Source organism: Bacillus sp. PS217 (assembly GCF_037963535.1).
Lineage (GTDB): Bacteria > Bacillota > Bacilli > Bacillales > Bacillaceae > Bacillus > Bacillus subtilis.
In genome coordinates this window covers 2,366,583-2,386,791 of sequence record NZ_CP150157.1, presented here as the reverse complement: position 1 = coordinate 2,386,791, position 20,209 = coordinate 2,366,583, and the positions used below count along the sequence as shown (strand labels likewise).

The following is a 20,209-nucleotide window of genomic DNA, read 5'->3' as shown; positions in this document are numbered from 1 at the left end:
GAAAACCCCTTTATCTTTTCATTTCCTTTATTGTCCAGCGGAAAAAATATTTTGTCAAGAGAAGAAAACGTGGTAACATAGGGTTGTGCAAATTATTGCAACGGAATAAATAGGTGTGCAAATTTTTTCATACAAAGGGGTATCGGGATGCAAAAGGTACTGATAGTAGGTGCCGGCAAAAGGGGAACGGCGTTATTACATATTCTGATTAAAACAGCCATCATAGATATCATTGCCGTAGTTGACAAAGACCCCGAGGCGCCGGGATTGAAAGAAGCAGAACAGTATGGGATTGCCGTTTCATCTGATTGGAAACCTTACATACAACAAAAACCGGATATCGTCATTCATACTACCGGCGATCAAGCCGTGTTTGACAAGCTCCTTCAAAGAAAGCATGAAGATACCATTGTCATGCCGGGAAAAATGGCATACATCGTTTTTCAGCTGATGGAAGAAAAGCAGCACCTGATTCAAATGCTAAAAGAGCAAACCTATAAATATGACAGAATTTTTAATTCCACCCATGATGGAATGATTTTTATTGATATCAATGAAGAAATCATTCTCTTTAACCATATGGCCGAAAAAATGGTCGGGAAAAAACGTGAGGAAGTCATTGGGCGCCCAATAAAAGAAGTGATTCCGAGCACGAAGATGCCGCGGATTTTAAAAACAAGAGTGCCTGAATACAACCAGAAGCAACTGTTAGGCGATCATTTGCAAATTGTGACCACAAGACTGCCGATTATTGATGAAGGCGGACGTCTGCTCGGGGCTCTTTGTGTGTTTAAAGATATCACTGATGCGGTCGAGCTGGCAGAGGAAGTGACCAACTTAAAGCAGGTCCGTACGATGCTGGAGGCGATTATTCAATCCTCCGATGAGGCGATTTCTGTCGTTGATGAAAACGGCATCGGCCTGCTAATCAATAAAGCGTATACGAAAATGACGGGGCTTTCTGAAAAAGAAGTCATCGGCAAGCCTGCAAACACTGATATTTCCGAAGGCGAAAGCATGCATTTAAAGGTGCTTGAAACAAGACGTCCTGTCCGCGGTGTTAGAATGAAGGTCGGCCCGAATGAAAAAGAGGTCATCGTTAATGTAGCACCGGTGATTGTGGACGGGATTTTGAAAGGCAGCGTCGGCGTGATTCACGATGTTTCCGAAATTAAAATGCTGACAGCGGAGCTTAATCGCGCCAGACAAATTATTCGCACGCTTGAAGCGAAATACACGTTTGACGACATTATTGGCAAAAGCGAGCAAATGCTGGTTGCGCTTGAGCAGGCGAAGCTCGGTGCGAAAACACCGGCAACCATCTTGCTGCGCGGGGAATCAGGAACAGGAAAAGAACTGTTCGCCCATGCCATCCATAACGAAAGTGACCGGAAATACAATAAATTTATTCGCGTGAATTGTGCAGCCCTTTCTGAAAACCTGCTCGAATCAGAATTGTTCGGCTATGAGGATGGTGCATTTTCAGGAGCGAAACGCGGCGGTAAAAAGGGTTTATTTGAGGAAGCAAATAACGGCAGTATTTTCTTAGATGAAATCGGTGAGCTGACACAAAATATGCAGGCCAAATTGCTACGCGTCCTTCAAGAAAAGGAAATCGTCAGAGTGGGCGGCACGAAAGCGATCCCTGTCAATGTCAGAGTGATCGCGGCGACAAATGTAAATATTGAAAAGGCGATGGCGGACGGAACATTCCGGGAAGACCTGTATTACCGGATCAACCGCTATCCGATCTCCATCCCGCCTTTGCGGCAGCGGTTGGAGGACATTGAAGCATTGAGCGTCAGACTTATCCAAAAGATCAACCGGGATTACGGCAGGAATGTAAAAGGGCTCTCACAGCAAGCCTTGCGCGCCTTATCTGCCTACCATTGGCCTGGGAATGTCCGGGAGCTTGAAAATGTCCTTGGACGAGCCATGATTTTTCTGAATCCGCATATGGAATGGATTGAAAAAGATCACTTGCCTGTATTCGAACTTGAGCAAAAAGAAAATGACACAGACCAGGGAACAGGTTTTGATTTTCCGGATATTGAAGGCGAAAAGCTGTCTGTCGCAGTAGAAAAATTTGAAGCACATTTGATCCAGCAAACGCTTGAAAAGCATCATTTTAACCGGACAAAAACAGCAAAAGCTCTCGGTGTCAGCATTCGGAACTTATATTACAAAATGGATAAATATGGCCTTGCAAATGAAGGCATGCAATAATTTGCAGAATAAACGCAAACATCTGCACGAATGTTTCGATATATCTGGTATGACAGCACCCTTAAGAGCTGGCATGGAACTTGCATAATAAAAGGCGGAGTCGAAACAAGAAAGGTGGTAACAGATGAAGCTGAAAGATTTAATCGACAAAGCGTCGATACACAAAAATAAGACCATTGCGGTTGCTCATGCTGAGGATGAGGAAGTGATCCGGGCTGTAAAGCTGGCAGCCGAGCACCTATCCGCCCGTTTCTTGTTAACGGGCGACAGCACAAAACTGAACGAGCTGACATCATCCATGCAAGGGCATCAAGTGGAAATCGTCCATGCTGATACTCCTGAGGAATCGGCGAAATTAGCGGTTCGTGCTGTACACCATAAAACAGCGGACGTTTTAATGAAAGGCAATGTGCCGACTTCTGTTTTGCTTAAAGCGGTATTGAACAGACAGGAGGGACTTCGGTCAGCAAGTGTCCTTTCCCACGTGGCTGTCTTCGATATACCGGATTTTGACCGGCTGATGTTTGTGACAGATTCGGCAATGAATATTGCTCCTTCGCTGGAAGAGCTCCGGCAGATTTTGCAAAATGCCGTTCATGTGGCCCATGCAGTGGGGAACAATATGCCAAAAGCAGCTGCTCTTGCAGCGGTCGAAACGGTGAACCCAAAAATGGAAGCAACCGTGAATGCAGCTGCTCTAGCTCAAATGTACAAAAGGGGCCAGATCAAAGGCTGCATTGTTGATGGACCGCTTGCTTTGGATAACGCAGTTTCACAAATTGCCGCGGCTCAGAAAAAAATTTCGGGAGACGTAGCGGGCAACGTAGATATCCTTCTCGTCCCAACAATTGAGGCCGGCAATATTTTATATAAATCACTGATTTATTTTGCCAAGGCCAGCGTGGCGGCTGTCATTACAGGAGCAAAAGCACCGATTGCCTTAACAAGCAGAGCGGACTCTGCTGAAAATAAACTGTATTCCATTGCGCTGGCAATATGCGCATCTGAAGAATACACACATTAGGAGGAACGAACATGGAACTTTTTAAATATATGGAGAAATACGATTACGAACAATTGGTATTCTGCCAGGATGAACAATCTGGATTAAAAGCGATTATCGCCATTCATGATACAACGCTTGGTCCGGCGCTTGGCGGAACGAGAATGTGGACATATGAAAATGAAGAAGCGGCAATTGAAGATGCGCTCAGATTGGCTAGAGGCATGACCTATAAGAACGCGGCGGCAGGCTTAAACCTTGGCGGCGGAAAAACAGTCATTATCGGCGATCCGCGCAAAGACAAAAATGAAGAAATGTTCCGCGCGTTTGGCCGCTATATTCAAGGGCTGAACGGCAGATACATCACGGCTGAAGATGTGGGCACAACGGTCGAGGATATGGATATCATTCATGATGAAACAGACTACGTTACAGGGATTTCTCCTGCTTTCGGTTCTTCTGGAAATCCGTCCCCAGTCACAGCGTACGGGGTGTACAGAGGAATGAAGGCAGCAGCTAAAGCTGCTTTCGGAACCGACTCTCTTGAAGGAAAAACCATTGCTGTACAGGGTGTTGGGAACGTAGCCTATAACCTTTGCCGCCACCTGCATGAAGAAGGAGCAAACTTAATCGTTACGGATATCAACAAACAATCTGTACAGCGTGCAGTTGAAGATTTTGGCGCCCGTGCGGTAGACCCTGATGATATTTATTCACAAGACTGCGATATTTATGCGCCGTGTGCCCTTGGTGCGACTATTAACGACGACACCATTAAACAGCTGAAGGCGAAAGTGATCGCAGGTGCGGCTAACAACCAATTAAAAGAGACACGCCATGGTGATCAAATTCACGAAATGGGCATCGTTTATGCACCGGATTACGTGATTAACGCGGGCGGTGTCATCAACGTGGCAGATGAGCTTTACGGCTATAATGCAGAACGTGCATTGAAAAAAGTTGAAGGCATTTACGGCAATATCGAGCGTGTACTTGAGATTTCTCAACGTGACGGCATTCCTGCATATTTAGCGGCTGACCGCTTAGCAGAGGAACGGATTGAACGCATGCGCCGCTCAAGAAGCCAGTTTTTGCAAAACGGCCACAGTGTATTAAGCAGACGTTAAGAAATTGATCTGGAGGTTATGAAAGTGCTACACGAAAAACGCATTCTCACAATTAATCCAGGCTCAACTTCAACGAAAATCGGTGTTTTTCATAACGAAAGAAGCATTTTTGAAAAAACATTGAGACACAACATAGAAGAGCTGCAGCGATTTGACCGAATTATTGATCAGTATGAATTTCGTAAAAACCATATTCTCGAAACGCTTCATGAACAGGGAATCAATATTTCAAAGTTTGATGCAGTCTGCGCAAGAGGCGGCCTTCTCCGGCCAATTGAAGGCGGGACCTACGTGGTGAATGATGACATGATTGAGGATTTGAAAAGCGGCTACGCCGGTCAGCATGCTTCTAATCTCGGCGGCATTATCGCGCGGGAAATCGCTGATGGCCTGAATATCCCTTCGTATATCGTCGACCCTGTTGTCGTAGACGAAATGTCAGTGCTTGCGAAAGTGTCAGGCATGCCTGAAATTGAACGAAAAAGCATTTTTCACGCATTAAATCAAAAAGCTGTCGCTCGTAAAGCGGCAGCCTCCCTTGGCAAACGATATGAGAACATGAAAATGATTATTACCCATATGGGCGGAGGTATTACAATTGGCGTCCATGACCGCGGGCGAGTGGTAGATGTCAATAACGGCCTGCACGGCGAGGGGCCATTCAGTCCTGAACGAGCAGGAACAGTGCCTGCGGGAGATCTTGTTGATCTATGTTTTTCAGGGGAATATACAAAAGAAGAAATCATGAAAAAGCTTGTTGGCACCGGCGGACTTTTAGGCTATCTCGGTACAAATGATGCAGTAAAAGTGGAACAGATGATTCAGGGGGGCGATGAAAAAGCCCGCTTCATTTATGATGCCATGGCATATCAGGTAGCAAAGGAAATCGGGGCAGCCAGCGCGGCGTTAAAAGGCGAAGTTGAAGCGATTGTGCTGACGGGAGGCCTTGCGTACGGCAAAAGCTTTGTTTCTGCTATCAGATCATACATAGATTGGATTTCAGACGTTTTAGTCTATCCGGGTGAAAATGAACTGCAGTCTCTTGCCCAAGGGGCGCTCAGAGTATTGCAGGGCGAAGAGCAATCCAAACAATATCGTATTGAATAGACAGACAGGAGTGAGTCACCATGGCAACTGAGTATGACGTAGTCATTCTGGGCGGCGGTACCGGCGGTTATGTTGCGGCCATCAGAGCCGCTCAGCTCGGCTTAAAAACAGCCGTTGTGGAAAAGGAAAAACTCGGAGGAACATGTCTGCATAAAGGCTGTATCCCGAGTAAAGCGCTGCTTAGAAGCGCAGAGGTATACCGGACAGCTCGTGAAGCCGATCAATTCGGGGTGGAAACGGCTGGCGTGTCCCTCAACTTTGAAAAAGTGCAGCAGCGTAAGCAAGCCGTTGTTGATAAGCTTGCAGCGGGTGTAAATCATTTAATGAAAAAAGGAAAAATTGACGTGTACACCGGATATGGACGTATCCTTGGACCGTCAATCTTCTCTCCGCTGCCGGGAACAATTTCGGTTGAGCGGGGAAATGGCGAAGAAAATGACATGCTGATCCCGAAACAAGTGATCATTGCAACAGGATCAAGACCGAGAATGCTTCCGGGCCTTGAAGCGGACGGTAAGTCTGTACTGACTTCAGATGAGGCGCTCCAAATGGAGGAGCTGCCACAATCAATCATCATTGTCGGCGGAGGGGTTATCGGTATCGAATGGGCGTCTATGCTTCATGATTTTGGTGTGAAGGTAACGGTTATTGAATACGCGGATCGCATATTGCCGACTGAAGATCTAGAGATTTCAAAAGAAATGGAAAGTCTTCTTAAGAAAAAAGGCATCCAGTTCATAACAGGGACAAAAGTGCTGCCTGACACAATGACAAAAACATCAGATGATATCAGCATACAAGCGGAAAAAGACGGAGAAACCGTTACCTACTCTGCTGAGAAAATGCTTGTTTCCATCGGCAGACAGGCAAATATCGAAGGCATCGGCCTAGAGAACACCGATATTGTTACTGAAAATGGCATGATTTCAGTCAATGAAAGCTGCCAAACGAAGGAATCTCATATTTATGCAATCGGAGACGTAATCGGTGGCCTGCAGTTAGCTCACGTTGCTTCACATGAGGGAATTATTGCTGTTGAGCATTTTGCAGGTCTCAATCCGCATCCGCTTGATCCGACGCTTGTGCCGAAGTGCATTTACTCAAGCCCTGAAGCTGCCAGTGTCGGCTTAACCGAAGACGAAGCAAAGGCGAACGGGCATAATGTCAAAATCGGCAAGTTCCCATTTATGGCGATTGGAAAAGCGCTTGTATACGGTGAAAGCGACGGTTTTGTCAAAATCGTGGCGGACCGAGATACAGATGATATTCTCGGCGTTCATATGATCGGCCCGCATGTCACCGACATGATTTCTGAAGCGGGTCTTGCCAAAGTGATGGACGCAACGCCGTGGGAGGTCGGGCAAACGATTCACCCGCATCCAACGCTTTCTGAAGCAATTGGAGAAGCAGCGCTTGCCGCAGATGGCAAAGCCATTCATTTTTAAAAGCATAAAGGAGGGGCTTGAATGAGTACAAACCGACATCAAGCACTAGGGCTGACTGATCAGGAAGCCGTTGATATGTATAGAACCATGCTGTTAGCAAGAAAAATCGATGAAAGAATGTGGCTCTTAAACCGTTCTGGCAAAATTCCATTTGTAATCTCTTGTCAAGGACAGGAAGCAGCACAGGTAGGAGCGGCTTTCGCACTTGACCGTGAAATGGATTATGTATTGCCGTACTACAGAGACATGGGTGTCGTGCTCGCGTTTGGCATGACAGCAAAGGACTTAATGATGTCCGGGTTTGCAAAAGCAGCAGATCCGAACTCAGGAGGCCGCCAGATGCCAGGACATTTCGGACAAAAGAAAAACCGCATTGTGACGGGATCATCTCCAGTTACAACGCAAGTGCCGCACGCAGTCGGTATTGCGCTTGCGGGACGTATGGAGAAAAAGGATATCGCAGCCTTTGTTACATTTGGGGAAGGGTCTTCAAACCAAGGCGATTTCCATGAAGGGGCGAACTTTGCCGCTGTCCATAAGCTGCCGGTTATTTTCATGTGTGAAAACAACAAATACGCAATCTCAGTGCCTTACGATAAGCAAGTCGCATGTGAGAACATTTCCGACCGTGCCATAGGCTATGGGATGCCTGGCGTAACTGTGAATGGAAATGACCCGCTGGAAGTTTATCAAGCGGTTAAAGAAGCACGCGAAAGGGCACGCAGAGGAGAAGGCCCGACATTAATTGAAACGATTTCTTACCGCCTTACACCACATTCCAGTGATGACGATGACAGCAGCTACAGAGGGCGTGAAGAAGTAGAGGAAGCGAAAAAAAGTGATCCCCTGCTTACTTATCAAGCTTACTTAAAGGAAACAGGCCTGCTGTCCGATGAGATAGAACAAACCATGCTGGATGAAATTATGGCAATCGTAAATGAAGCGACGGATGAAGCGGAGAACGCCCCTTATGCAGCTCCTGAGTCAGCGCTTGATTATGTGTATGCGAAGTAGGGAGGAAGAACAAATGTCAGTAATGTCATATATTGATGCAATCAATTTGGCGATGAAAGAAGAAATGGAACGAGATTCTCGCGTCTTCGTCCTTGGGGAAGATGTAGGAAGAAAAGGCGGTGTGTTTAAAGCGACAGCCGGACTCTATGAACAATTTGGGGAAGAGCGCGTTATGGATACGCCGCTTGCTGAATCTGCGATCGCAGGAGTCGGTATCGGAGCGGCAATGTACGGAATGAGACCGATTGCTGAAATGCAGTTTGCTGATTTCATTATGCCGGCAGTCAACCAAATTATTTCTGAAGCGGCTAAAATCCGCTACCGCAGCAACAATGACTGGAGCTGTCCGATTGTCGTCAGAGCGCCATACGGCGGAGGCGTGCACGGAGCCTTGTATCATTCTCAATCAGTCGAAGCAATTTTCGCCAACCAGCCCGGACTGAAAATTGTCATGCCATCAACACCATATGACGCCAAGGGTCTATTAAAAGCCGCAGTTCGTGACGAAGACCCGGTGCTGTTTTTTGAGCACAAGCGGGCATACCGTCTGATAAAGGGAGAGGTTCCGGCTGATGATTATGTCCTGCCAATCGGCAAAGCGGACGTAAAAAGGGAAGGTGACGACATCACAGTGATCACATACGGTCTGTGTGTCCACTTTGCCTTACAAGCTGCAGAACGTCTCGAAAAAGATGGCATTTCAGCGCATGTGGTGGATTTAAGAACAGTTTACCCGCTTGATAAAGAAGCGATTATCGAAGCTGCGTCCAAAACTGGAAAGGTTCTTTTGGTCACAGAAGATACAAAAGAAGGCAGCATCATGAGCGAAGTAGCCGCAATTATATCCGAGCATTGTCTGTTCGACTTAGACGCGCCGATCAAACGGCTTGCAGGTCCTGATATTCCGGCTATGCCTTATGCGCCGACAATGGAAAAATACTTTATGGTCAACCCTGATAAAGTGGAAGCGGCGATGAGAGAATTAGCGGAGTTTTAAAGACGTAAGGGAGGATACAATCATGGCAATTGAACAAATGACGATGCCGCAGCTTGGAGAAAGCGTAACAGAGGGGACGATCAGCAAATGGCTTGTCGCCCCCGGTGATAAAGTGAACAAATACGATCCGATCGCGGAAGTCATGACAGATAAGGTAAATGCAGAGGTTCCGTCTTCTTTTACTGGTACGATAACAGAGCTTGTGGGAGAAGAAGGCCAAACCCTGCAAGTCGGAGAAGTGATTTGCAAAATTGAAACAGAAGGCGCGAATCCGGCTGAACAAAAACAAGAACAGCCAGCTGCTTCAAAAGCCGCTGAGACTCCTGCTGCAAAAAGTACCGAAGCAGCTGATCAGCCCAATAAAAAGCGCTACTCGCCAGCTGTACTCCGTTTGGCCGGAGAGCACAGCATTGATCTTGAACAAGTAACAGGAACAGGTGCAGGCGGGCGCATCACACGAAAAGATATTCAGCGCTTAATTGAAACAGGCGGCGTGCAAGAACAGAATCCTGAGGAGCTGAAAACAGCAGCTCCTGCACCGAAGTCTGCATCAAAACCTGAGCCAAAAGAAGAGACGTCATATCCTGCGTCTGCAGCCGGTGATAAAGAAATCCCTGTCACAGGTGTAAGAAAAGCAATTGCTTCCAATATGAAGCGAAGCAAAACAGAAATTCCGCATGCTTGGACGATGATGGAAGTCGACGTCACAAATATGGTTGCATATCGCAACAGTATAAAAGATTCTTTTAAGAAGACAGAAGGCTTTAATTTAACGTTCTTCGCCTTTTTTGTAAAAGCGGTCGCTCAGGCGTTAAAAGAATTCCCGCAAATGAATAGCATGTGGGCGGGGGACAAAATTATTCAGAAAAAGGATATCAATATTTCAATTGCAGTTGCCACAGAGGATTCTTTATTTGTTCCGGTGATTAAAAACGCTGATGAAAAAACAATTAAAGGCATTGCGAAAGACATTACCGGCCTAGCTAAAAAAGTAAGAGACGGAAAACTCACTGCAGATGACATGCAGGGAGGCACGTTTACCGTCAACAACACAGGTTCGTTCGGGTCTGTTCAGTCGATGGGCATTATCAACTACCCTCAGGCTGCGATTCTTCAAGTAGAATCCATCGTCAAACGCCCGGTTGTCATGGACAATGGCATGATTGCTGTCAGAGACATGGTTAATCTGTGCCTGTCATTAGATCACAGAGTGCTTGACGGTCTCGTGTGCGGACGATTCCTCGGACGAGTGAAACAAATTTTAGAATCGATTGACGAGAAGACATCTGTTTACTAAATAAGAAAAAAGAGCATTTTTTGAAGTTTTGTTTCAAAAAATGCTCTTTTTCTATTATTCAGCGATTCGTATTTTCATTTCGACACGATATTCTTCTTGTTTTTTCGGGGAGTAATGAATCGGTATGATTAACTCGTATACATCACTGACAACTGTTAATTGGCGGTCTGCGATATACTTGATAAGCTTCTGTAAGTTGAGAAAATAATGTTCAGGCGAAAAATTATACGCGATACACGCATACCTCCCTTTAGGGATCGTTGTGATTTTCATATCCGGCGTAATTGATGAAATCTGTTTATTCGTCAATACAGGCGTGAAAATATGACGGTAAGTCATTTCATCAATGCTGGTGTAGGGCTGAAAAGAGAAAGTAGCGCCGTAGCTATTGTTCGTAAATCCATCTGCTGACTCGATAAATTTTTTTAATTTGCTGTAGGAAGCGTTGAGCACGTTTTCAGGCCCGATTCCTTCTGCCTCTGTCTGAATGATCCGTATTTCTTCTTCATCTAAAACAAACACCTCACCGAGCGCGGGATATTCCATCTGCCGTTTCATCCGCTTTTTCACCAATGAAATGGTTTGCTCCAGTGCTGATAAAAAGTCTAATTTCTCCCTGATTTGCCTCTCCTGCTCTGTGTAAAAAGCAAACAGTTCTTCCATCTCTAAGTCCTGTGCTTTTTTCATTTCCTCTAAAGGTGTGCCGATATATTTCAATGATTTGATCAAATCCAGATGAATGAGCTGAGAATCTGTATAATAGCGGTAGCTGGTATCCGGGTCGACGTAGGCTGGTTTAAATAAATCAATTTTATCGTAATAACGGAGCGCTTTAATCGACACGTTTGCCAGTTTTGAAACTTCCCCAATTGAGTAATATGATTCCTTCATGCCATCACTCCTTCTGTCATCAGTATAAAGAAGAAGCGCATTCTTTGCAGTACACAAAGAATACGCTTCTTATCACGTGCTGGCTTTAAGATGTGCAGGCGCTTTCCAAGCAATGGTCAGTGCAATCCCTATGGCTAAGGTGACCGTTGCAAAGTAGAAAGGATAGTTTACATCAATATCGAACAGCATTCCGCCGATAATAGGCCCGAATACATTGCCGATACTTGTAAACATTGAATTCATACCGCCGGCAAACCCCTGTTCATTTCCCGCAATCTTTGACAGGTAAGTCGTTACCGCAGGCCGCATGAGATCAAATCCGACAAATACGGTGACTGTCACCAACAGAATCGCAACATATGAATGTACTGTTGTCAGCAAGAATACCAGACTCGTCGAGAGAATTAAGCTGTACCGAATTAAATGGATTTCACCAAACCATCTTGTGAAGCGGTCGAATAAGACGACTTGCGTAATGGCGCCAACAATCGCTCCTCCTGTAATCATAATGGCAATGTCGCTGGCCGTAAATCCGAATTTATGATCTACGAATAATGCAAATAAAGATTCAAATGATGCTAAACCAAAAGACGAAATTAAGATAATGAGAAAAGCTATGAAATACATGGGGGCAAAAATTCGTTTAAAGCCTGTCTTCTGCCCTTTTATTTCCTGATTTTCAGGGTTTCGTTCCGGCTCGCGCAGCGTGAGGATTGATAAAATGGCTGCTAACAGTGCAAAAGCTGCCGCAAAGAAAAAAGGCAGCCGGGAATGGACTTCTGCTAAAAATCCCCCGATGCCGGGGCCGATAATAAATCCTGTTGAAATAGCGGCTGACATATAACCGAGCGCTTTCGGCCGTGTTTTAATGGTCGTGATATCTGCGATAAAAGCCGTGACCCCAGGCATAATGAAGGCTGCGCTGATACCGCCCAGCATACGGGAGATAAATAACATCTCAACTGTTTTTCCAATGCCGAATAAAAACTCCGACACACTAAAGAACAACAGGCCGATTACGATCATGATCTTGCGCCCGAAGCGATCAACCCATCGTCCGGCTATTGGCGAGACAATGAGCTGTGTAATAGCGAAGCAGGCAACCATATAGCCGACCGCGGTCCCCGATAAATGCAATTCATTCATAATGGTCGGCGTTACTGGAATCACAAGCCCGATCCCCAAAAAAGCAATAAATAAATTGGTTAATAATATAGTTAAGGTAATATTTTTCTTCTCCATATGACTTCCCCTTTTTCAAGTGTGTATCCCTTATACTGTAAGACCTCCTCCTAGGGGAGAGTCAACGGATTTGCAAAATCTTTCTAAAGCCTTATGACAGTTATTCATTTGCGGGAACAAGCATGTCGATATGCTGCGGCAGGACCTGAATGACTGCGGGTGTATGTGTATAAACTTCTCCATCCATATCCGCCTTTTTGGCAGTGTCTGTTTCAATTTCGATACGGGAGGCCTGGACATAGGACAGCTCTCCGGTAAAACGATCAATTGAGCCCTGTTCCATGCTCATCAGCTCCCGCAGCGCGGTGAGGTTGGTGTTGCGGCATATGAGAACATCAAGTAAGCCGTCTTCAATACTGGCATCGGGCAGAGGAATTCGATTCGTTCCAATGTATTGGCCATTCATCACAAGCAGCATAACGGCTTCTTCTTTAATTTCTTCTCCATCAATTTTTAATGTCATCGGAAACGATGCAGCGGATGAGACGGTTCGCAAGGCACTTGTAAAATAGCTGATTTTTCCCAATAATGCTTTTTCCGTTTCGTTGATTTGATTCGACGTTTCTGCAATTAAGCCGATCCCCCAGAAATTCAAAAAATAACGGTCATTCATCTGACATACGTCTACGCTGGTTTTTTTTCCTGCCATAAGTGCTTCCGCGGCCTTTGCAAGATTTTGAGGGATGCCAAGCACTCTTGAAAAGTCATTGCACGTGCCGCCGGGCAAAATTCCGACCGCGGGTTTTCTTTCTAGAGCGCTGATAGCATTTATGCATTGATGGATCGTGCCGTCGCCGCCGAGAATGAAGACGGTGTCGACAGAATCATCAATGGATTGGCAAAAATGATACGCATCATCCTTTTTCTTTGTCTGCTTAATAATCACCTCATCTAAATCGTGAGATAAAACCGGCACCACAGCACCAAGTGCTTTTTCTATATTTTTGTTGCCGGCATTTCCGTTATGAATCAGTAACGCTTTCCTGTGGCTCATATACAACTGCTCCTTTATTTTACTTCTGGTTATATAATCCCCTTTTTCTGTAAGCAGTAAACGAAGAGCAAAAAAAGTGCACGGCGAAGCAAAGTCATTTGCCGATATGGACGTTTCCTTGCTATCATAAGAACAGATGATGAAAAAGGAGAGGTCTTCATTGAACATGGACTTTAATTTATTTATGAATGATATTGTCCGCCAAGCGAGACAAGAAATAACAGCTGCCGGATACACCGAGCTTAAAACAGCCGAAGAGGTGGATGAGGCACTTACGAAAAAAGGAACGACGCTCGTCATGGTAAACTCTGTTTGCGGATGCGCCGGAGGAATTGCAAGACCCGCAGCCTACCATTCCGTTCACTATGATAAAAGACCTGATCAGCTCGTCACCGTTTTTGCCGGACAGGATAAAGAAGCGACAGCGCGTGCGCGTGACTATTTTGAAGGTTATCCGCCATCTTCTCCGTCCTTTGCGATTTTGAAAGACGGAAAGATCATGAAAATGGTAGAGCGTCATGAAATTGAAGGCCATGAGCCGATGGCCGTAGTGGCAAAGCTGCAGGAAGCCTTTGAAGAATATTGTGAAGAAGTATAAGACGAACAACCCGGATGCTTAAAGCAGCCCGGGTTTTTTTGTGCATAAATTTCCAAGGATATATGAATAAATATTAAGGGATTATTCAATCGGATTGTACAGCGATTTAATTTTTATCTAGTAATATCAGAAGAGATCACTGGAAAGATAAGCTTAAAGATAATTTTTAAAAATAGTATTGCATAAAAATGAGAAACTGTTTAAAATACAAATTAACGAATAAATATTCAAACACACCAAAAGTAATGAATACGGGGGAAATGGATCATGAAAAAATGGCTCTTATTACTTGTAGCTGCTTGCATCACCTTTGCATTAACTGCGTGCGGCTCAAGCAATTCAGGTTCAGAAAGCGGAAAGAAAAAATTAATTATGGGTACTTCGGCGGATTACAAACCGTTTGAATATAAAGAAGGAGATAATATTGTCGGCTTTGATGTAGAGCTGGCAAAAGCTCTGGCAAAGAAGGCAGGCTATGAAATTGAAGTGCAGGATATGGACTTCAACAGCTTAATTACAGCGCTTAAATCAAAACAGGTGGATCTCGTTCTGTCAGGAATGACACCAACGCCTGAGCGTAAAAAACAAGTTGATTTTTCCGATGTGTATTACACAGCGAACCATATGATTGTCAGCAAAAAAGACAGCGGCATTCAATCTTTGAAAGACCTGAAAGGAAAAACAGTTGGCGTTCAGCTTGGCTCTATTCAGGAAGAGAAGGGGAAAGAGCTTTCTCCGGAATATGGTTTTAAAACAGAAGACCGCAACAGAATTTCTGATTTGGTGCAGGAAATCAAATCTGACCGTTTCGATGCCGCGATTATTGAAGACATTGTTGCAGAAGGGTATTTCAAATCAAATGATGACCTGCAAGGCTTTGTGATTCCTGATGCGAAAGCGGAAGAAGCCGGTTCAGCAATTGCTTTCAGAAAGGACAGTGAACTGACAGACAAATTCAATAAAGCGCTCAAGGAAATGGAAGATAACGGAGAGCTTGAGAAATTGAAGAAAAAATGGTTCACTGGCGAGAAGTAAAAAAAAGCGGCTCAACTTTTTCGTTGAGCCTTTTTATTGAATAGGAAACTTTTTTCCTGTAAGAAAAGGAGACAAAGGCTATGAATTTGGATTTTTCAGCAACGATCCCCCAAATTCCTTTTATATTAGAAGGCTTGGCAATTACATTAAAAATTGTTGTTGTATCTGCTATTATCGGACTTATACTCGGTATTGTGCTAAGCTTATGTAAGATCAGCACATTCCGCCCGTTTATCTGGATCGCTGATTTTTATACATCAGTGTTCCGAGGCACGCCTTTAGTGCTGCAGCTTATGATTGTCTATTTTGGCCTTCCTCAGCTGCTCGGATTTCAAATTGACCAGTTTTGGGCTGCGGTTGTCGCATTGTCTTTGAATTCCGCCGCTTATGTATCGGAAATTATCAGAGCCGGAATCAATGCCATTGATAAAGGGCAAAAAGAAGCTGCTGTTGCACTCGGTGTCCCGTATGGAAAAATGATGAAGGATCTGCTGCTGCCGCAGGCCTTCAAAAATATATCACCTGCAATTGTGAATGAATTAATTACGTTAACAAAAGAATCGGCGATCGTTACCGTCATCGGGCTTGGTGATGTCATGAGACGCGCATATCAAGCTGGCGCCGCCACTTACAATTACCTTGAGCCGCTCATTATCGCGGGATTGATTTATTATGTGCTTGTCCTGATTTTAACGTTTATCGGCAAGGCTGTAGAAAGGAAGCTGAAATCCAATGATTAAGGTTGAAAAGCTGTCAAAATCATTTGGGAAACACGAAGTATTAAAAAACATTTCAACAACAATCGCTGAGGGTGAGGTTGTTGCCGTGATCGGTCCTTCAGGCTCAGGCAAATCAACGTTCTTACGCTGTTTAAACCTGTTGGAAAAGCCTAACGGCGGAACCATTACAATAAAAGACACAGAGATTACGAAGCCAAAAACCAACACATTAAAGGTCCGGGAAAACATCGGGATGGTTTTTCAGCATTTTCATCTCTTTCCGCACAAAACGGTTCTCGAAAACATCATGTACGCGCCTATCAATGTGAAAAAAGAAACAAAACAGGCTGCACAGGAGAAAGCTGAGGACCTGCTCCGCAAAGTCGGTTTGTTTGAAAAGCGAAATGACTATCCAAACCGTTTGTCTGGCGGACAAAAACAGCGTGTCGCGATTGCCAGGGCTCTTGCGATGAATCCGGACATCATGCTGTTTGACGAGCCGACCTCCGCCCTTGATCCAGAGATGGTTAAAGAAGTGCTACAGGTGATGAAAGAGCTGGTCGAAACCGGCATGACCATGGTGATTGTCACACATGAAATGGGCTTCGCAAAAGAAGTGGCAGACCGTGTGCTATTTATGGACCAAGGAATGATTGTCGAAGACGGCAATCCGAAGGAATTTTTTATGTCGCCAAAATCCAAAAGAGCGCAGGACTTTTTAGAGAAAATATTATAGAATATAAAAAAGAAGAAGGCTGGCCGCCTCTTCTTTTTTATTGAAGAAACAAATAGAAATGGAGTCCGACATGTTTAAAATTGGTTACCGCACAATAAAGACCGCGCTTGGAACAGCTTTGGCTATTTATATAAGCCAGTTATTGCATTTGCAAAACTTCGCATCAGCAGGAATCATCACCATTTTGTGCATACAAATCACACAAAAACGGTCGCTTCAGGCCTCATGGGCCCGCTTTGCGGCATGCTGTCTGGCAATTGTTTTTTCTTATCTCTTTTTCGAGCTTATTGGCTACCACCCGTTTGTTATCGGAGCGCTTCTTTTGATATTCATTCCGATAACGGTTCTGTTAAAAATTAACGAGGGTATCGTCACCAGTTCTGTTATTATCCTTCATTTATACATGTCCGGTGGCATTACGCCTACTTTCATCTGGAATGAAGTTCAGCTGATTACGGTCGGCATCGGCGTCGCTCTATTGATGAACTTGTATATGCCGAGTCTTGATCGGAAGCTGATTGCTTACCGTAAAAAGATAGAGGATAACTTTGCTGTCATTTTTGCAGAAATCGAACGGTATTTGTTAACTGGTGAGCAAGATTGGTCAGGAAAAGAAATTCCGGAAACGCACCAGCTTATTACGGAGGCTAAAAACCTGGCATATCGAGATGTGCAAAACCACATTTTACGTTACGAAAATCTGCATTATCATTATTTTAAAATGAGAGAAAAGCAATTTGAAATTATTGAACGCCTTCTCCCTAAAGTGACATCGATCTCCATCACGGTAGATCAGGGAAAAATGATCGCTGAATTTATTCATGATTTGCGGGAGGCGATACACCCTGGGAATACAGCGTACAAATTTCTGAAAAGACTTGCTGACATGAGAAAAGAATTTGAGGAGATGCCGCTTCCTGCGACTAGAGAGGAATTTGAAGCGAGGGCCGCTCTCTTCCATCTTCTCGGCGAAATGGAACAATATTTAGTGATTAAAAGTTATTTTAAAGGAATAAAAGCGCAAAAATCACTCGGATGATTCGCATGAGCTCTTCCTTCATTGGTCAACCTAATGAAAAAGGAGGAGCTTATGCGTTTTTTCTTATGTTCGATTTTCATGATGATTTCACCGATTTGGCCGCTCGGCGAAAATCCGCTGCCGGGTGATCCGTATGTTATTGTCAACAAGCGAACAAATGAACTTGCTGTTATCCTCGACAACAGAGTAGAAGGCGTGTATAGTGTGGCGACTGGAAAAACAGATGATTTGACGCCTGAAGGAGAGTTTTCGGTAACGGTAAAAGCGGAAAATCCTTACTACAGAAAGAAAAATATTGAAGGGGGATCTCCTGACAACCCGCTTGGGGCCAGATGGATCGGATTTGACGCGAAAGGAACGGACGGGCGGATTTATGGAATTCATGGGACAAACCGAGAGGAATCAGTAGGAAAATTTGTGTCTAACGGCTGTATACGTATGCATAACGATGAGGTTGTTCATTTGTTTCAAACGATACCAGTAGGAACGAGAGTGCTGATCACGGACGACAACCGCTCTTTTGAGGAGATTGCCATCGAGCATAAAGCTCTGATAAAAAAGCAGGATATTCCCATTGAATAAGGCGCCTGCTTTTTTATCGTTATAGAAACATGACGATTCCTGAGAGTACAGTTGAAAGAATAAAAACTCCCAAAATCACGATCAAAACGCTTTTCATCAGTTTTTGAGACATGATTTTCACTCCTTAAACAATCTGTCTATATTTTAGCGTGTTTTGAATGGGCGGACAAGCGAAATCTATTAGCGAAAGCAGGGATGCAAATGAACAGGCTTGACCATATCGGGATAGCCGTTTTTTCGATAAAAGATGCTAGAAGCTTTTATGAAAATGTATTGGGGCTTGCATTTCTTCATCAAGAAACGGTTAAAGAGCAAAAGGTGAATGTTGCTTTTTTTCAAGCTGGTAGCGTCAAACTTGAGCTGATAGAGCCGTTGACAGCTGACAGCCCCGTCCGTTTATTTTTGGAGAAGAAAGGGCAGGGACTGCATCATATTGCGTTTTTGTGCAACGGCCTATCTGAACAGCTTCAAGCATTGTCTGATCGGCATGTTCAATTGATTGACAGGTTTCCAAGACAGGGAGCGAACGGGAAAAAGATCGCGTTTATTTCCCCTCGGGAAACAAACGGTGTTCTTGTAGAGCTTTGTGAACCGAAAGGAGACCAACACAATGAGCATGAATGAGCACATGGATCATTTATACACGAAACGCAAGCAGGCAGAAGAAGGCGGAGGACGGGAAAAGCTGGCTCAGCAGCGGCAAAAGGGCAAGCTCACTGCTCGGGAAAGGATCATATTTCTTCTAGATCAGGACAGCTTTATCGAATTACACCCCTTCATGGAAAGTCAAGTGTTAACAAGAGAACAGCGCATGTTAGGGGATGGGGTCGTGACAGGGTACGGCACAATTGACGGTCGCTCAGTTTATGTATTTGCGCAAGACTTCACAGTGTACGGAGGGGCGCTTGGCGAAACCCATGCCAGGAAAATCTGCGCTTTGATGGATCTGGCAGCAAAAAATAAGGCGCCGATTATCGGGCTGAATGACTCAGGTGGTGCGAGAATTCAAGAGGGTGTGTTATCATTAGATGGATACGGTCACATATTTTACCGAAACGTCTTATATTCCGGAGTCATTCCGCAAATATCGGTTATTTTAGGGCCGTGCGCTGGAGGCGCTGTATATTCTCCGGCACTCACAGATTTTATATTTATGGCTGAACAGACCGGCCGGATGTTTATTACCGGCCCGAAGGTGATTGAAAAAGTGACAGGGGAACAGGTTGATGCGGAGAGCTTAGGCGGAGCGGGGATACATAATGCCGTCAGCGGAAACGCCCACTTTTCCGGGCATACGGAGAAGGAGGTTCTGACAGGGGTGAGAAAACTGCTGTCTTATTTGCCGCTGAATGGCCGGACAACAGAGCCGAAGCTAGAGAAAGAGGCGTCCAGACCGTTATTAAACCGTCTTGTCCCTGCTGATACGACAAAGCCTTATGATGTTCGGAAGGTAATCAGGGAGCTGGCCGACCCGCAGTCTTTTTTTGAGATTCAGCCATTTTTTGCGAAGAACATTGTCATTGGGTTTGCAAGGCTGGGTGAAAAAGCAATCGGCATCGTGGCGAGCCAGCCGAAGCATCTGGCGGGAAGCCTGACGATTGACGCTGCTGATAAAGCAGCAAGGTTCATCCGTTTTTGTGACGCATTTGATATCCCGCTATTGACTGTCGAAGATGTCCCGGGGTTTCTGCCGGGTATTCAGCAAGAGCACAATGGAATCATCAGGCATGGAGCAAAATTATTGTTTGCTTATGCAGAAGCGACTGTCCCAAAAGTCACACTCATCATTAGAAAAGCGTACGGCGGCGCCTATGTGGCCATGAACAGCAAAGCAATCGGAGCGGACCTTGTGTTTGCATGGCCGAATGCTGAAATCGCAGTGATGGGTCCAGAAGGTGCGGCATCGATTTTGTATGAAAAGGAAATCAAAGCTTCAGCTGACCCGCAAAAGACGAAACGCGAAAAAACAGCTGAATACAAAAAGCAAAACGCCGGCCCATACAAAGCGGCCGCTTGTGGAATGGTCGATGACATCATTTTGCCGGAAGAATCAAGGGGAAAACTGATTCAAGCTTTTCATATGCTTGCACATAAGACAGAAGAGAGACCGAAAAAAAAGCACGGTAACATACCGCTTTAATATGGAGGGACTTACAA

General features: G+C 44.9%; 20 protein-coding genes. 16 read left to right on the top strand and 4 right to left on the bottom strand.

Annotated features, from left to right (window positions below):
* Positions 1–147 precede the first annotated feature (147 nt).
* From NSQ83_RS12200 to bfmBB, 8 genes are all read left to right on the top strand, one after another.
* Positions 148–2,226 (top strand): sigma-54-dependent Fis family transcriptional regulator, encoded by a 2,079-nt coding sequence (locus NSQ83_RS12200; protein ID WP_069703870.1) that lies wholly within the window; start codon positions 148–150, stop codon positions 2,224–2,226.
* A gap of 124 nt (positions 2,227–2,350) precedes the next feature.
* Entirely contained in the window at positions 2,351–3,250 is a 900-nt protein-coding gene (gene yqiS / locus NSQ83_RS12195; protein WP_198878644.1) for a phosphate butyryltransferase, read from the top strand.
* Between the two features lie 11 nt (positions 3,251–3,261).
* Positions 3,262–4,356: a branched-chain amino acid dehydrogenase gene (bcd, locus tag NSQ83_RS12190; RefSeq protein ID WP_003230309.1), complete on the top strand. Its 1,095-nt coding sequence runs from the start codon at positions 3,262–3,264 to the stop codon at positions 4,354–4,356.
* Between the two features lie 18 nt (positions 4,357–4,374).
* On the top strand, positions 4,375–5,463 hold the full coding sequence (buk, locus tag NSQ83_RS12185) for a butyrate kinase (RefSeq protein WP_198878645.1): 1,089 nt from the start codon (positions 4,375–4,377) through the stop codon (positions 5,461–5,463).
* 20 nt (positions 5,464–5,483) lie between these two features.
* Entirely contained in the window at positions 5,484–6,908 is a 1,425-nt protein-coding gene (gene lpdA / locus NSQ83_RS12180) for a dihydrolipoyl dehydrogenase (RefSeq protein WP_198878646.1), read from the top strand.
* A 21-nt stretch (positions 6,909–6,929) separates the two neighbouring features.
* Positions 6,930–7,922 (top strand): 3-methyl-2-oxobutanoate dehydrogenase subunit alpha, encoded by a 993-nt coding sequence (gene bfmBAA, locus NSQ83_RS12175; protein ID WP_004398565.1) that lies wholly within the window; start codon positions 6,930–6,932, stop codon positions 7,920–7,922.
* A 13-nt stretch (positions 7,923–7,935) separates the two neighbouring features.
* Entirely contained in the window at positions 7,936–8,919 is a 984-nt protein-coding gene (bfmBAB, locus tag NSQ83_RS12170) for a 3-methyl-2-oxobutanoate dehydrogenase subunit beta (RefSeq protein ID WP_004398638.1), read from the top strand.
* Between the two features lie 22 nt (positions 8,920–8,941).
* The gene (gene bfmBB / locus NSQ83_RS12165) at positions 8,942–10,216 is read left to right on the top strand and encodes a branched-chain alpha-keto dehydrogenase complex dihydrolipoyllysine-residue (2-methylpropanoyl)transferase (RefSeq protein ID WP_015251749.1); all 1,275 of its coding nucleotides are present in this window, start codon (positions 8,942–8,944) and stop codon (positions 10,214–10,216) included.
* Positions 10,217–10,270: 54 nt separating this feature from the next.
* Here bfmBB and bmrR read toward each other — a convergent pair whose 3' ends face one another.
* From bmrR to NSQ83_RS12150, 3 genes are all read right to left on the bottom strand, one after another.
* Complete coding sequence (bmrR, locus tag NSQ83_RS12160) at positions 10,271–11,107, bottom strand: multidrug efflux transcriptional regulator BmrR (RefSeq protein WP_160221674.1); 837 nt, start codon at positions 11,105–11,107, stop codon at positions 10,271–10,273.
* A gap of 72 nt (positions 11,108–11,179) precedes the next feature.
* Entirely contained in the window at positions 11,180–12,349 is a 1,170-nt protein-coding gene (bmr, locus tag NSQ83_RS12155) for a multidrug efflux MFS transporter Bmr (protein WP_003230328.1), read from the bottom strand.
* A 100-nt stretch (positions 12,350–12,449) separates the two neighbouring features.
* A complete protein-coding gene (locus NSQ83_RS12150) occupies positions 12,450–13,343 on the bottom strand; it encodes a diacylglycerol kinase family lipid kinase (protein WP_015714225.1) in 894 nt (297 codons plus the stop codon).
* A 160-nt stretch (positions 13,344–13,503) separates the two neighbouring features.
* On the opposite strand from NSQ83_RS12150, the gene brxB reads away from it, so the two are divergent.
* From brxB to NSQ83_RS12120, 6 genes are all read left to right on the top strand, one after another.
* Entirely contained in the window at positions 13,504–13,941 is a 438-nt protein-coding gene (gene brxB / locus NSQ83_RS12145) for a bacilliredoxin BrxB (protein WP_003226477.1), read from the top strand.
* A gap of 267 nt (positions 13,942–14,208) precedes the next feature.
* Complete coding sequence (gene artP, locus NSQ83_RS12140) at positions 14,209–14,976, top strand: arginine ABC transporter substrate-binding protein ArtP (RefSeq protein ID WP_004398706.1); 768 nt, start codon at positions 14,209–14,211, stop codon at positions 14,974–14,976.
* Between the two features lie 80 nt (positions 14,977–15,056).
* Positions 15,057–15,716 carry an arginine ABC transporter permease ArtQ gene (artQ, locus tag NSQ83_RS12135; protein WP_003230340.1) on the top strand — a complete coding sequence of 220 codons (660 nt, stop codon included), beginning with the start codon at positions 15,057–15,059 and terminating at the stop codon, positions 15,714–15,716.
* Entirely contained in the window at positions 15,709–16,431 is a 723-nt protein-coding gene (artR, locus tag NSQ83_RS12130; RefSeq protein WP_147772213.1) for an arginine ABC transporter ATP-binding protein ArtR, read from the top strand. The genes artQ and artR overlap by 8 nt, the downstream gene beginning before the upstream one ends.
* 70 nt (positions 16,432–16,501) lie before the next feature.
* The gene (locus tag NSQ83_RS12125) at positions 16,502–17,470 is read left to right on the top strand and encodes an aromatic acid exporter family protein (RefSeq protein ID WP_029317941.1); all 969 of its coding nucleotides are present in this window, start codon (positions 16,502–16,504) and stop codon (positions 17,468–17,470) included.
* Positions 17,471–17,521: 51 nt separating this feature from the next.
* A complete protein-coding gene (locus tag NSQ83_RS12120) occupies positions 17,522–18,052 on the top strand; it encodes a L,D-transpeptidase (RefSeq protein ID WP_014480206.1) in 531 nt (176 codons plus the stop codon).
* A gap of 19 nt (positions 18,053–18,071) precedes the next feature.
* Here the strand turns inward: NSQ83_RS12120 and prli42 are convergent, their stop codons facing one another.
* On the bottom strand, positions 18,072–18,164 hold the full coding sequence (prli42, locus tag NSQ83_RS12115; protein ID WP_003226489.1) for a stressosome-associated protein Prli42: 93 nt from the start codon (positions 18,162–18,164) through the stop codon (positions 18,072–18,074).
* 89 nt (positions 18,165–18,253) lie between these two features.
* On the opposite strand from prli42, the gene mce reads away from it, so the two are divergent.
* Both mce and NSQ83_RS12105 read left to right on the top strand, forming a co-directional pair.
* Positions 18,254–18,676 (top strand): methylmalonyl-CoA epimerase, encoded by a 423-nt coding sequence (gene mce / locus NSQ83_RS12110; protein WP_120028350.1) that lies wholly within the window; start codon positions 18,254–18,256, stop codon positions 18,674–18,676.
* A complete protein-coding gene (locus tag NSQ83_RS12105; RefSeq protein ID WP_198878708.1) occupies positions 18,669–20,192 on the top strand; it encodes an acyl-CoA carboxylase subunit beta in 1,524 nt (507 codons plus the stop codon). The genes mce and NSQ83_RS12105 overlap by 8 nt, the downstream gene beginning before the upstream one ends.
* Positions 20,193–20,209: the final 17 nt, after the last annotated feature.

Bases quoted from the DNA above. Each gene is read 5' to 3' on its own strand.
- artR (WP_147772213.1), top strand. From the start codon at position 15,709: ATGATTAAGGTTGAAAAGCTGTCAAAATCATTTGGGAAACACGAAGTA.
- buk (WP_198878645.1), top strand. From the start codon at position 4,375: ATGAAAGTGCTACACGAAAAACGCATTCTCACAATTAATCCAGGCTCA.
- bfmBAA (WP_004398565.1), top strand. From the start codon at position 6,930: ATGAGTACAAACCGACATCAAGCACTAGGGCTGACTGATCAGGAAGCC.
- NSQ83_RS12200 (WP_069703870.1), top strand. From the start codon at position 148: ATGCAAAAGGTACTGATAGTAGGTGCCGGCAAAAGGGGAACGGCGTTA.
- NSQ83_RS12120 (WP_014480206.1), top strand. From the start codon at position 17,522: ATGCGTTTTTTCTTATGTTCGATTTTCATGATGATTTCACCGATTTGG.
- bmr (WP_003230328.1), bottom strand. From the start codon at position 12,349: ATGGAGAAGAAAAATATTACCTTAACTATATTATTAACCAATTTATTT.
- prli42 (WP_003226489.1), bottom strand. From the start codon at position 18,164: ATGTCTCAAAAACTGATGAAAAGCGTTTTGATCGTGATTTTGGGAGTT.
- lpdA (WP_198878646.1), top strand. From the start codon at position 5,484: ATGGCAACTGAGTATGACGTAGTCATTCTGGGCGGCGGTACCGGCGGT.
- bcd (WP_003230309.1), top strand. From the start codon at position 3,262: ATGGAACTTTTTAAATATATGGAGAAATACGATTACGAACAATTGGTA.
- NSQ83_RS12150 (WP_015714225.1), bottom strand. From the start codon at position 13,343: ATGAGCCACAGGAAAGCGTTACTGATTCATAACGGAAATGCCGGCAAC.
- NSQ83_RS12105 (WP_198878708.1), top strand. From the start codon at position 18,669: ATGAATGAGCACATGGATCATTTATACACGAAACGCAAGCAGGCAGAA.
- bfmBAB (WP_004398638.1), top strand. From the start codon at position 7,936: ATGTCAGTAATGTCATATATTGATGCAATCAATTTGGCGATGAAAGAA.
- bmrR (WP_160221674.1), bottom strand. From the start codon at position 11,107: ATGAAGGAATCATATTACTCAATTGGGGAAGTTTCAAAACTGGCAAAC.
- bfmBB (WP_015251749.1), top strand. From the start codon at position 8,942: ATGGCAATTGAACAAATGACGATGCCGCAGCTTGGAGAAAGCGTAACA.
- mce (WP_120028350.1), top strand. From the start codon at position 18,254: ATGAACAGGCTTGACCATATCGGGATAGCCGTTTTTTCGATAAAAGAT.
- yqiS (WP_198878644.1), top strand. From the start codon at position 2,351: ATGAAGCTGAAAGATTTAATCGACAAAGCGTCGATACACAAAAATAAG.
- artP (WP_004398706.1), top strand. From the start codon at position 14,209: ATGAAAAAATGGCTCTTATTACTTGTAGCTGCTTGCATCACCTTTGCA.
- artQ (WP_003230340.1), top strand. From the start codon at position 15,057: ATGAATTTGGATTTTTCAGCAACGATCCCCCAAATTCCTTTTATATTA.
- NSQ83_RS12125 (WP_029317941.1), top strand. From the start codon at position 16,502: ATGTTTAAAATTGGTTACCGCACAATAAAGACCGCGCTTGGAACAGCT.